13 protein-coding genes are annotated in these 11011 nt (G+C 72.3%); 2 read left to right on the forward strand and 11 right to left on the reverse strand.

Annotation, left to right across the window (positions count from 1 at the left end; all coding sequences use genetic code 11):
- Positions 1-188: 188 nt before the first annotated feature.
- The 4 genes from ABT336_RS25045 to ABT336_RS25060 are packed head-to-tail and all read right to left on the reverse strand — an operon-like array spanning position 189 to position 3350.
- Positions 189-1079, reverse strand: a complete 891-nt coding sequence (locus ABT336_RS25045) for a VOC family protein (RefSeq protein ID WP_350899669.1) — start codon at positions 1077-1079, stop codon at positions 189-191.
- Complete coding sequence (locus ABT336_RS25050; RefSeq protein WP_350899671.1) at positions 1079-1402, reverse strand: Dabb family protein; 324 nt, start codon at positions 1400-1402, stop codon at positions 1079-1081. Before ABT336_RS25050 ends, ABT336_RS25045 begins: the two co-directional genes overlap by 1 nt.
- A 17-nt stretch (positions 1403-1419) precedes the next feature.
- Positions 1420-1908, reverse strand: coding sequence for an aromatic-ring-hydroxylating dioxygenase subunit beta (locus tag ABT336_RS25055; RefSeq protein WP_350899673.1), 489 nt, complete (start codon positions 1906-1908; stop codon positions 1420-1422).
- Positions 1909-1949: 41 nt separating this feature from the next.
- A complete protein-coding gene (locus tag ABT336_RS25060; RefSeq protein ID WP_350899675.1) occupies positions 1950-3350 on the reverse strand; it encodes an aromatic ring-hydroxylating oxygenase subunit alpha in 1401 nt (466 codons plus the stop codon).
- A 291-nt stretch (positions 3351-3641) separates the two neighbouring features.
- Here ABT336_RS25060 and ABT336_RS25065 point away from each other — a divergent pair, with 291 nt between their 5' ends.
- The gene (locus ABT336_RS25065) at positions 3642-4751 is read left to right on the forward strand and encodes an acetamidase/formamidase family protein (RefSeq protein WP_350899677.1); all 1110 of its coding nucleotides are present in this window, start codon (positions 3642-3644) and stop codon (positions 4749-4751) included.
- A gap of 61 nt (positions 4752-4812) precedes the next feature.
- On the opposite strand, the gene ABT336_RS25070 is transcribed toward ABT336_RS25065, so the two are convergent.
- The 7 genes from ABT336_RS25070 to fdxA are packed head-to-tail and all read right to left on the reverse strand — an operon-like array spanning position 4813 to position 10348.
- Positions 4813-5718 (reverse strand): ribokinase, encoded by a 906-nt coding sequence (locus tag ABT336_RS25070; RefSeq protein ID WP_350899679.1) that lies wholly within the window; start codon positions 5716-5718, stop codon positions 4813-4815.
- Between the two features lie 7 nt (positions 5719-5725).
- Entirely contained in the window at positions 5726-6100 is a 375-nt protein-coding gene (locus ABT336_RS25075) for a cupin domain-containing protein (protein WP_350899681.1), read from the reverse strand.
- Positions 6101-6133: 33 nt separating this feature from the next.
- Entirely contained in the window at positions 6134-6925 is a 792-nt protein-coding gene (locus tag ABT336_RS25080; RefSeq protein WP_350899683.1) for an HpcH/HpaI aldolase family protein, read from the reverse strand.
- Between the two features lie 7 nt (positions 6926-6932).
- Positions 6933-8096: an amidohydrolase family protein gene (locus ABT336_RS25085; protein WP_350899685.1), complete on the reverse strand. Its 1164-nt coding sequence runs from the start codon at positions 8094-8096 to the stop codon at positions 6933-6935.
- Positions 8097-8130: 34 nt separating this feature from the next.
- A complete protein-coding gene (locus tag ABT336_RS25090; RefSeq protein ID WP_350899687.1) occupies positions 8131-9060 on the reverse strand; it encodes a fumarylacetoacetate hydrolase family protein in 930 nt (309 codons plus the stop codon).
- A complete protein-coding gene (locus ABT336_RS25095) occupies positions 9057-10037 on the reverse strand; it encodes an NAD(P)/FAD-dependent oxidoreductase (RefSeq protein WP_350899689.1) in 981 nt (326 codons plus the stop codon). The genes ABT336_RS25090 and ABT336_RS25095 overlap by 4 nt, the downstream gene beginning before the upstream one ends.
- A complete protein-coding gene (gene fdxA / locus ABT336_RS25100) occupies positions 10037-10348 on the reverse strand; it encodes a ferredoxin (RefSeq protein WP_350899691.1) in 312 nt (103 codons plus the stop codon). Before fdxA ends, ABT336_RS25095 begins: the two co-directional genes overlap by 1 nt.
- Positions 10349-10521: 173 nt before the next feature.
- On the opposite strand from fdxA, the gene ABT336_RS25105 reads away from it, so the two are divergent.
- Positions 10522-11011: hypothetical protein (locus tag ABT336_RS25105; RefSeq protein ID WP_350899693.1), on the forward strand; the 490-nt coding region annotated here is incomplete at its 3' end.

Raw genomic sequence — 11011 nt, forward strand, 5'->3', positions numbered from 1 at the left:
ATCCGCCCCCCCCCGAGACCAACCCACCCGTTTTAACACCCTTCCCCTACCCCCCGCCCTCCCGACCGGGGGGCGGTACGACGGGCGCCCGTACCCCCGACGTCGGGGGTACGGGCGCACGGGGTGACCGGGGTGCGGGGTCGGCCGGACCTGGGAGCCGACCCACACCCCGGTCACCGGGGGGACGGCTAGAAGCGGCCCCAGTCGTCGGCGGCCGGACGCCACACGTCGATGTTGCGCGGGTCCACCGACATCCGGCGGGCCCGGTGCGTGGCGTGCTCCTCCGGGGTGAAGACCCGGTGCCTGTCGCACAGCTCGTAGCGGGGACCGTGCTTCGGGTCGTGCATGTAGAACGCGATCGACGTCGACGCGGAGTGGTTGACCAGGTCGGAGGCGATCGGGACCTGCTTGTACTGGGCGCGGGCCCGGCCACGCATCACGTGGTCGAAGCTCTTCATCCGGAAGCACAGGTGCGCGACGTAGAACTCCTTGTTGCGCTGCAGGGCGAGGCTGTGGTGGTAGCGGTCCTCGCAGCGCAGGAAGACTGTCACGTCACCGACGTGGTCGGAGGCCTGGAAGCCGAGGACCTCGGTGTAGAAGTGCAGGCTCTCCTCGTACTTGTCGGTGGCGAGGAAGGGGTGCACGAGGTCCACGGGGCGCAGCTCGATCAGCGGCGGCTCGGCGTACTCGGTGAACTCGGTGAACAGCTCCACGACCAGGCCGTTGGGGTCACGGACGGCGAATCCGTTCTGCACCAGCGGTTTGACCCGGTCGGCCAGGTCGAGGATCTCGAGTCCGGCGGCGGTGACCCGGTCCCGCAGGTCGTCGAGGACCGCCTCGGACTCGACGCTGAACCCGATGGCGGTGGTCCAGGAGACCTCCCGCTGCGGGGCGGCGACCAGTTCGATGCTGTGGTGCTCGATGTCGGCGCGCAGGAACGCGTACTCGTCGTCGTGCTGTTCCAGTTGCAGTCCGACGTGGTACTGGAGGAACTCGATGGAGGCCGCCAGGTCCGGCACCTCGATCCGGGCGTACTCCATGCCGTACGGTCCGCGGCGGCGGGTGGCCTCGGTGGACATCAGCGGCTCCTCTCGGTGTGCGCGTCCCCGGTGTCGGGGAGGGTGACGATGGCCTGGCGTTCGATGACGGGACGCCAGCGTTCCCGGACGAACCGCTCGTGCGACTCGCTGTTGAGGTAGGCGAGCAGGTCCTGCTCGGAGTCGAACTCCACGACGAACCCGTGGGTCATGGAGGTGTCCCGGGTGCTGACGTTGACGCCGCTGCGCCAGTTGCGCATCGCCGGGTAGGTGTCGGGGAAGGTCTCCAGTTCGGCCAGGACCGACTCGGCCGTACCGGGTGGCAGGTCGTCGCGGAACCGGAAGACCAGCATGTGGGTGATCATGTGGGGTGGCCTTCGGGTCAGAGGATGAAGCTCAGGCGGGCGCCGGGGTCCATCGCCTCCATCACCGGCACCGCCCGGCGGACCCGGAACCGCAGCCCGTCCGGGTCGACCTTCAGGACGTGCTCGTACCGGCCGACGTAGGTGTAGGCGCCGCCGTCGCGGTAGCGGTGGATGACGAAGTTCGCGGTGATCCAGAGGGTCTCCGCGCCGGCCTCCAACAGGATCACGTTGGAGATCATCCGGTGGGTACGCGAGTGCGGGTTCTCCGCGTGCGCCTTGCGGCTCTTGAGCCGCTTGACCCGGGCCTGGATGAGGTCGTAGTCGTCGCAGACGAAGTATCCGGCGGTGGTGGCGTCCCAGCCACCCCAGTCGGTGGTGGGGACCTCCAGCCGGCCCCCCTCCTCGATGAGGGTGAACCACTCGTCGAGGCGCCACTCGTCGAGCAGCTGCGCCTCGTGGTAGAGGAAGTCCTCCACCTCGGCCCGGGTCACCTCACGCGATCCCACGTTGACCACTCCCCTACGGCTGACCGTCGTCGACATCGCGCTCACGCCCCCTCTTGCGGGCTGCCGGTGCCGGCCAGCAGCGGGCTGGGGCCGGGCTTGGCGGGGCCGGCCGGCGGGGTGCCGCCGACGGTGGTGGTGGCCTGGACCCGGTGGGCCCAGTGCCGCCAGAAGCTGCGCATGGCGCCCTCGTCGATGGAGCGGCCCTGGTTGCCCTGCTTCTCGTTGCCCATGCCCCGGGACATGTCGCTCCAGTCGTGGGCCGGGTCGCCCGCGTCGGCGGTGGCCACGATGCCGCGCTGGACCGCCTCGTACGCCTCGATGTCGTCGGGGGTGGCCAGGCCGCCCGGTCCGACGAAGCTGACCATCGTCTTGATCCGCAGGGCGCGGACCGACTCCGGCTCGCCGACCTCGACGAACTGCCAGGCCCGCACGTCGGTGCGGTCGGGGGCGACCGGTTCGAGCTGGCGGATGGTCAGCGCCTCCAGGTCGAACAGCAGCAGGTTCGGGAAGACGAACAGGATCCGGCTGGCGTCGGCGATCTCGGCGGCCAGGTCGTCGCCGAGCCGGGCCTGCATCTCCCGGCGCTTGGCGGTGGTACGGGTCTTCTCCTCCTCGCCGAAGCGGGGCTCCCAGACCATGCCGATGCGCCCGTTGTGCCCGGTGAGCACGAGCAGTCCGTGGCCGCCGCCGAGGTCGTAGGCGTACTGGTCGTCGTCGGTGACGGCGAACCCGGTCTCCCGCAGGTAGCCCACGAACGTGTTGTGGGTCGGGGCGAAGTGGTAGCCGTCCATGGCGTTCTCCACGGCGAGCTTCCAGTTGCCCTTGACGCTGTAGGACTGGACACCCGGCAGGGTGGTCATGCCCCTGTCACCGATCTTGGCGGTCAGCGACATGTAGTGCGCGGCCGGTCCCAGGTGGGTGAGCAGGTCGGGTACGTCCTCGGTGAACGCGATGAAGACGAAGCCCTCGTGGATGTCGAGGCGGGGCACCTGCCGCAGCGCCATCGAGGCCCGGAACGCCGGGTCGTCGGGGTACGCGTCGTCGCCGGGCAGTGCGGCCAGGTCGCCGGCGTTGCTGAACGCCCACGCGTGGTAGAAGCACTGGAAGAACTTGGCGTTGCCCTCGCTGTGACGGCACAGGACGGTGCCCCGGTGGGTGCAGGCGTTGAAGAAGACCCGTACCTGGCCGTCGGAGTCCCGCACGAGGATCAGGGGTCGTCCACCCAGGTTCCGGGTCTTGAAGTCACCCGGGTTGGGGACCTCCGTTTCGTGGCCCAGGTAGAGCCAGGTCTGGCCCCAGATGCGCGCGACCTCCTCGGAGAAGACCTCCGGGTCGCGGTACGCCGAGCGGTGCACGCGGAACCGCAGTGCCTCCCAGTCCTCGTCGATCATCGCACCGGCACCGGGTCCGCCGTTCGGGCGTTCCGGCGTCTGCTGCGTCATCACCCCACCGCCTTCTACGTTATGCGAGACAGCATCTCGCTCTCCGATGCTGCTATCGGTGGGTGGTAGCTGTCAAGAGCAGGCGTAACTCGGATCCGGGTTACGCACTGTTAATCCGGGTGCAACACAACCGGGCGGGTACGGCGGACACGATCCCCAGCATCGACCTCGGCGCGGCCCCGGCTCGGCCGCACACGCACCGGCCCCGCACCACCGGGCCGTCGCACACTCGCGCACCGCCGCGCCGATCCATCGCACCGACCGACGGTGTCACCCCTCCCGGAGGATCCCATGCTTCAGCCGCACCACGGCCCGATCGCCGGAACCCACTACCTGCCGAGCACCCCGCAGACCTGCCTGTGGGGCCGCCTGCCCGACCGACGCCACGAATCGGTGCTGCGGGTGCGATCGGGCGAGACGGTGACCATCGACACCCTCAGCCACGAGGGCATCCTGGAGGACCAGGGACGGGACCCGGTCGCCTACCTCAAGCAGTTCGACGTCGACACCGACCACGTCCTCACCGACGCGGTGGAGCTGGCCGCCTCGGACGTCGCCCACGACTACGACACCGACGGCCCGCACGTCGTCACCGGCCCGATCACCGTCGACGGCGCGCAGCCCGGTGACCTGCTCCGGGTCGACGTGCTCGACCTGCTCGTGCGGGCCCCGTACGGCTTCGTCAGCAGCCGCCACGGCTACGGCGCGCTACCCGGGGAGTACCCCCTCACCCCCCTGGACACCGGACGCGACGGCGAGCAGCCCCGGGCGTACGGCAGCGTCTGCCACTTCACCGAGGTGGTCTCCAGCGGCGGCCGGCTCTACGGCACCCTCCCGTACGGCGACGGCCGGGCCGCCCGGTTCCCCCTGGCCCCCTTCCTCGGCCTGATGGGCGTCGCCGTGGACACCGACGAGCCGGTGCACTCGGTGCCCCCCGGCGACCACGGCGGCAACCTCGACATCAACGAACTCCAGATCGGCTCCTCGCTCTACCTGCCCGTGCAGCTGCCCGGGGCCGGGTTCTACGCCGGTGACCCGCACTACGCCCAGGGGGACGGGGAGGTGGCCCTGACCGCGTTGGAGGCCCCGCTGCGGGCCACCCTCCGGCTGACGGTGATCCCGAAGGCCCAGGCCGCGGGCCTGGTCGGGACCGCCGGCAGCCCGTTCGCCGAGACCGACACGCACTGGCTGCCGGTCGGCCTGCACGCCGACCTGAACGAGGCGATGCGCCGGGCGGTGCGGGCCGCCGTGGACTTCCTCGGCCACCGGCAGGGCATGCCCGCGCCGACCGCGCTGGCCTACCTCAGCGCCGCCGCCGACTTCGAGATCAGCCAGGTCGTCGACGGGATCAAGGGCGTGCACTGCCTGATCCGCAAGGCGGACTTCCCCACCCACGTCTGAGGCGGTACGTCGGAGCCCCCTGACCGAGGTGCAGGGGGCTCCGACGTGCGTGCGGGTCGGGCTACCCGGCCGGAACCTCGTCCCGGCGGGGCGCGGCGGCCATCGCCCCCGCCCGGGTGACGGTCACCGCCGCCACCCGGCTCGCCCAGCGGGCCGCCGCGTCGATGGTGGCCCCGTCGAGCAGCGCGTCGGCCAACGCGGCGCAGAAGGTGTCCCCCGCGCCGGTGGCGTCCACCGCGTCCACCCGCTCGGCCGCGACGAGCCACTGCCTGTCGGCGGTCACGACCAGGGCGCCGTCGGAGCCCAGGGTGACCACCACCGGCCCCCGGGTGCCCAGCGAGCGGGCCTGCGCCACCAGCCGGTCGACCTCCCGGTCGTCGGCGGGTCCGTCGGGCACGCCGGCCAGGGCGGCCAGCTCCCCCCGGTTGGGCACGAGCACGTCCACCCGGGCCAGGGTCGCCGGATCCACCGGACGCGCCGGAGCCGGGTTCAACACCACCAGGCCCCCGGCGGCGCGGACCGCGGCGGCCACCACCCCGGCGTCGACCTCCTGTTGCAGCAGGACCGCCCCGGCCCCGCCGAGCAGCTCACCGAACGGGTCGAGGTGCTCGGGGGCGAGCCACATGTTCGCCCCCGAGCTGACCGCGATGGTGCTGTCGCCGTCGGCGGTGACCAGCACGATCGCCTGCCCGGTGGGGCGGGGTGCGCGCAGCACCCCGGAGGTGTCCACCCCCTCGGCGGTCAGCAGCCCGGTCAGCCACTCCCCCTCGCCGTCGGCGCCGACAGCGCCGACCATTGTCACCCGGCGGCCCAGGCGGGCGGCGGCGACGGCCTGGTTGGCGCCCTTGCCGCCGCCGGCCCGCCGGTGGTCGGCGGTGCCCAGCACCGTCTGCCCGGGTGCGGGCAGCTCCGCCAGGGGCACCACCACGTCGACGTTGAGGCTGCCCACCACCACGATCTCGGTCACGGTCGGGTCAGTCCTGTCCGGGACGCCACGCGTGCGGCAGGAAGTCCGCCCTCGGCGGGGTGAAGACGTCCACGTTGATGCACGGCCCCTCGGTCGGCTCGATGTAGTGCTGCGCGCCACGCGGCACCAGCAGCATCGACCCCGGCCCCATCGGGTGCGCGACCCCGTCGACGTAGTAGTTGCACCGGCCGCCGAGGATCAGCACCAGCTGGTCGAAGTCGTCGTGGTGGTGCGGGTTGAGGTCCATGCCGACGGCGAGTTCGTGCCAGGCGAACAGCACCTCGTCGGTGGAGTACACCTTGCGGCGCACCCCGGGGCGCACGTCGGTGGCCGGGATGTCGTCCCAGTTCACCGAGGTGCCGTACAGCTGCGGATTGAGCATGTCGGGCGGATCCCTTCGGGAGGTCGGGTCGGGTCAGCGTTGCGCGGTCAGCCCGCGCAGACCGGCGCCGAGCAACTGCAGGTCGGAGCCGAGGACCAGGTAGCGGGCGTCGGCCAGGCCGAAGCGGGCCAGGGCCTCGGGGGTGTGCTGCGGCAGCCACCCGCCCAGGGCGGTGCCGCCGACGCGGGTCGCCTCGGCGACCTCGGCGGTGCGGGCCAGCAGCGGCGCCGGGTCGTCGGTGGTGGACAGGCCGAGGCTCACCGACAGGTCGGTGGTCCCGACGAACGCGACGTCCACGGTGTCCAGCAGCTCCGGCAGCGGGTCCTCGGTGGTCGCCGTCTCGATCTGGGCGACCAGCAGGGGCGGGTCGGCCGCCTCGGCGGCCAGGTAGGCGTCCAGGCCGTCGGCACCGTACCCGGCGGCCGGGTGGGCCAGGCTGATGCTGCGCCGACCTTCCGGAGCGTACCGGGCGGCGGCGTGCAGGGCCTGCGTCTGCGCCCGGGTCCGCACCGTCGACAGTTGCAGACCGGCCGCCCCGGCCTCCAGCAGCCGGTTGACCTGACCGGGGTCCACCGCCGGTATCCGGACCAGGGCGGGCAGCCCCAGCGCGGCGGCGAGCCGGAGCTGGTCGGTGACGGCCCGCTCGTCCAGGGCGGAGTGTTCCAGGTCGAGCACGACGAAGTCGAGCCCGGCGCGGGCGGCCAGGGCCACCGGGTCGGGGCCCGGCAGCTTGAGGAAGGTGCCCACCAGTGGCCCGCCGTCGCGCAGCGTCGTGCGCAGTCGACGGCGGGCCCGGTGCGTCCCGAGCGGGTCGCTCGTGGTCATCGACGGCTCACGCGTCGGCCGGCAGGCCCCGCCACGGCACCGTGGCGATCCGCTCCCCGGCGCGCAGCACGACCTCCGGCTCCAGCCGGACGGCGGGCATGGTGTTGCCGGCGGCGTCGGGCAGGATCGCCTCCTCGGCGTCGGCCAGGACGGTGACGTGCGCCGGGCCGCCCTCGACGAGGCTGCCGTAGCCCTCGGCGTCCAGGCCCAGCAGCCGGGCCGGGGCGGAGGTCACCCGGGGGACGATCTGCTCCATGGTCATGCCCAGGGCGCGGAGGTTGGACATGCTGGTGACCAGGTCGAACACCGGGCCACGCCAGTTGCGGGCGCTGGTGTCGGAGGTGATCACGTCGGGCAGGAAGCCCTGCTCGATGGCCGGCTTGGCGACCTTGAAGCTGAGGTTGCTCTTGCCGTGCGCGGACTCGAACAGCACCCCGCGCTCGCGGGCGGCGTACACCTCGGGCAGGACGGTGCCGTCGCGCAGGATGCCGTACGGCTTGCCGGTGTAGCAGTGCGCGATGACGTCGCCGGGGCGCAACTCGTCGAGGACCGTCGGCAGCGGCTCGGGGGTCTCGCCGATGTGCACCATCAGCGGCAGCCCGGCCTCGGCGGCCAGGGACAGGGAGCGCTTGAGCAGGGGACGCCAGTTGTGGCCGACGACGTCCTCGGAGAGGCGGATCTTGAATCCGCGTACCCGGTGCGGGTTGGCCTCGGCGACGGCCAGGGCGTCCTCCGGCACCAGGGTGTCGGGGTTCATCAGCTCGCCGAAGCGGAAGTCGATCAGCCCGAGGACGGAGACGTTGAGGAAGTTCACCAGGCGGATCTGGGCCGGTGCGGCGACGTAGGACTCGAAGGCGGCGAAGGTGGAGGCACCGACCGTGCCGGCGTCGCAGGCGGCCACCACACCCCGGCGCAGGTGCGCCTCGTCCGGCGGGGCGCCGACCTTGGACACCTCGGCGAAGATGTGGGTGTGTCCCTCGACGAGGCCCGGCAGGACGTACCGGCCGGTGCAGTCGATGGTCTCGGTGCCGGCGGCGGCCAGGTCGGGGGCGATCCGGGCGACCTTGTCGCCGGTGATCGCGACGTCGGCGACCCGGCTGGCACCGGTGTCGGCGTCGAACACCTGGCCGCCGGTGAGGACCAGGTCGTACCGGGGGGAGTTCTCGGTCATGAGATCAGGTTCTCTCTCGTTGAGGCGGCGGCGGTCAGGCCGTGGGGACGGCACCGGCCGGGGACGCCGGGGCGGGGTCGGGGGTCTCGGCGCGGAAGCGGGTACGCAGGGGCAGCACCCCGCCGACGGTGACCTCGACCAGGTCACCGGGGGCGAGGAAGCAGCCCCGGTCCTGTCCGGTGCCGGCCGGGGTGCCGGTCAACACCACGTCACCGGGTTCCAGGACGACGTACCGGGTGATCCAGGCGAGCAGTTCGGGGACACCGAAGATGAGGTCGGCGGTGCTGGCCTGCTGGCGCAGTTCCCCGTTGACCGTGGTGCGGACGGGGATGGCGTCGCGGTCGGCGACGGCCGTCAGGTCGAGCACCGAGGCACCGAGGGCACCGAAGCCGGGGAAGCTCTTGGCCAGTGTCGGGTTGGCCGACGCCTTCATCACGTCCCGGGCGGTGCAGTCGTTGGCGGCGGTGATCGCGGCGACGTGCGCCCAGGCCGACTCGGCGGGGGTGTGGTGCATCCGGGCACCGATGACGAGGGCGACCTCTCCCTCGTAGTCGGGTTGCGCGCTGACCGAGGTCGGCAGCGGCACCACCGCGTCCGGTCCGCAGCCGGCGCTGGCGCCCTTGAGGTAGAGCACCGGCTGTTCGGGCAGGGACCGGCCGGTGAGCCGGGCCTTGCAGTGGTAGTTGAGGCCGACGCCCCACACCGACCGGGTGTGGGCCAGGGGTGCGACGACGTCCCCGGCGAGGTCGTCGAGGGGCACCCGGTCACGGACCCGGGCCTCGCGGGCCGGGGCGAGTCCGGCACCGGCCTGCAGCAGCGCCGCCACGTCCGGGTACGGCAGGTCGAGCAGGTCGGCGGTGCCGTCGTCGCCGAGGCGGGCCAACCCGTGTCGGGTGGCCAGCAGGTGCAGTCCGGCGGCGGCGGTGGGCTGGGGCGCGGTCACGTCCGCGGCGGGGGCGCTCACACCGAGTCCGAGGAGTGTCCGGGTACGGTGCCCAGGGCCGGGTTGACCAGCGGGGCGAGGTTGTTGACGGCGCTGGCCGCCTCACCGAATCCGACGGAGATCAGCCGGACCTTGCCCTCGTAGTCGGTGATGTCCCCGGCGGCGAAGACGCGGGGCAGGTTGGTCTGCATCGACCGGTCCACCTCGATGTAGCGGCGGCGCATCTGCAGCCCCCACCGTTCCATGGCGGACAGGTCGGCGATGAACCCGAGGGCGGCGACCACCGCCTGGGCGGGCAGTTCCTCTCGGCCCTCGCCCCGGACCTCGCTGATGGTGACCGAGGTGAGGGTCGGGTCGCCGGTGACGGCGCTGACCTCGTACGGGGTGCGGATCCGGACGCTGGAGCGTTCCAGTTGGGCGACGCTGTGTTCGTGGGCGCGGAACTGGGGACGCCGGTGTACCAGGGTGATGCTGGCCGCGTACGGCTCCAGGGCCAGGGCCCAGTCGACGGCGGAGTCGCCGCCGCCGACCACGACGACGTCCTGGCCGGCGAGTTCCTCGAGTCGGGGGACGAAGTAGCGCAGTCCCCGGCCGAGGTACTCGGTGCCGACGGGCAGTTCCCGGGGGGTGAAGGTGCCGATGCCGGCGGTGAGCAGCACCGCCTTGGCGCGTACCTGGCTGCCGACGTCGGTGCCGACGAGGACGTGGTCCTCGCCGGTGGTCAGGTCGACGGCGCTCTCCCCGAGCAGGAACGTCGGCTTGGCGGTGGCGGCCTGGGTGAGCAGCGCGTCGACGAGTTGCTGACCCTTGACCGCCGGCAGGCCGGCGATGTCGAAGATGTCCTTCTCCGGGTAGAGGGCGGCGATCTGGCCGCCGGGTTCGGGCAGCGAGTCGACGACTGCCACGCTCATGCCCCGGAACCCCGCGTAGTAGGTGGCGTAGAGGCCGGCGGGGCCGGCTCCGATGACCGCGAGGTCGACCTCGATCTGCTGGGCCATCAGGTGGCGCTCTCGGTGACTGCCGGGTGGTCGCGGCCGACCCGGCCGATCTTGCGGGCGCCGCCGGGGTTGCCGATCTCGACGAAGAACTCGGCGTTGATCGGGCCGAAGTGCGCCTTGGCGGTGGGCAGGTCCTCGATGTGGTAGATCGAGGTGACCGGGCAGACCGGTTCGCAGCGCCCGCAGTCGACGCACTCGTCCGGGTTGACGTACATCATCCGGTCGCCCTCGTAGATGCAGTCGACAGGGCATTCCTCGACGCAGGACCGATCCTGCACGTCCACACACTCGTCGGTGACCACGTAGGCCATCGGTCCTCCCGCGTGTCAGTGGTCTTGGTGGCACCGCCCCCGCCCCGCGACCTGCGGCTTTCGGTGTGGATGCGGTGTCTTTGATGTCACGCCACGCTAGAGACACCATCAGGGCTATGTCAACATACGAGACGTCATCTTGAATGAGAGTTACGACAGTTGGGGAGGGCGCGATGACCGACGAGGTACCCGAGGCGCTGTGCCGGGCCGTCGACGCCGCCGTCGACCCGGACGCGCTGCTCGACACCCTGGCGGTGCTCACCGCCGGACCCAGCCCGTACGGGCGCGAACACGCCACCGCCCGGCGGCTGGCCGCCTTCGCCGCCGACCGGTGGCCCCACCTGTCCTGGCGGGTCGACCCGCTACCGGCCGTCGACGGGCTGCCCGACGCGGCGAACCTGGTCGCCACCTCCACCCACGGCGACGCCGACGAACTGCTGCTCTACTCGCACCTGGACACCTCGCTCACCGGGGACCCGGGCTTCGACGCCGCCGTCACCGGCCACGACGGGCCGGTGCCCGCACTGCGTCGACGGGTCGGCCCCGACGCGGTGGTCGACGGTTTCGGCCTGGGCGTCGCCCGGGCCGCCGCCGCGAGCGCCCTGGTCGGCTTCGTCCTGCCCTTTCCGACGCCTGACGGCTGTCCGTTCCCGGTGTCTGATG

Source organism: Micromonospora sp. NPDC000207 (genome assembly GCF_040300925.1).
GTDB lineage: Bacteria > Actinomycetota > Actinomycetes > Mycobacteriales > Micromonosporaceae > Micromonospora.

What these genes read in the sequence shown, in the direction of transcription:
- ABT336_RS25085 (WP_350899685.1), bottom strand. Translation starts at nt 8,096, where the DNA reads ATGACCGAGAACTCCCCCCGGTACGACCTGGTCCTCACCGGCGGCCAG.
- ABT336_RS25095 (WP_350899689.1), bottom strand. Translation starts at nt 10,037, where the DNA reads ATGGCCCAGCAGATCGAGGTCGACCTCGCGGTCATCGGAGCCGGCCCC.
- ABT336_RS25080 (WP_350899683.1), bottom strand. Translation starts at nt 6,925, where the DNA reads ATGACCACGAGCGACCCGCTCGGGACGCACCGGGCCCGCCGTCGACTG.
- ABT336_RS25045 (WP_350899669.1), bottom strand. Translation starts at nt 1,079, where the DNA reads ATGTCCACCGAGGCCACCCGCCGCCGCGGACCGTACGGCATGGAGTAC.
- ABT336_RS25065 (WP_350899677.1), top strand. Translation starts at nt 3,642, where the DNA reads ATGCTTCAGCCGCACCACGGCCCGATCGCCGGAACCCACTACCTGCCG.
- ABT336_RS25060 (WP_350899675.1), bottom strand. Translation starts at nt 3,350, where the DNA reads ATGACGCAGCAGACGCCGGAACGCCCGAACGGCGGACCCGGTGCCGGT.
- ABT336_RS25075 (WP_350899681.1), bottom strand. Translation starts at nt 6,100, where the DNA reads ATGCTCAATCCGCAGCTGTACGGCACCTCGGTGAACTGGGACGACATC.
- ABT336_RS25050 (WP_350899671.1), bottom strand. Translation starts at nt 1,402, where the DNA reads ATGATCACCCACATGCTGGTCTTCCGGTTCCGCGACGACCTGCCACCC.
- fdxA (WP_350899691.1), bottom strand. Translation starts at nt 10,348, where the DNA reads ATGGCCTACGTGGTCACCGACGAGTGTGTGGACGTGCAGGATCGGTCC.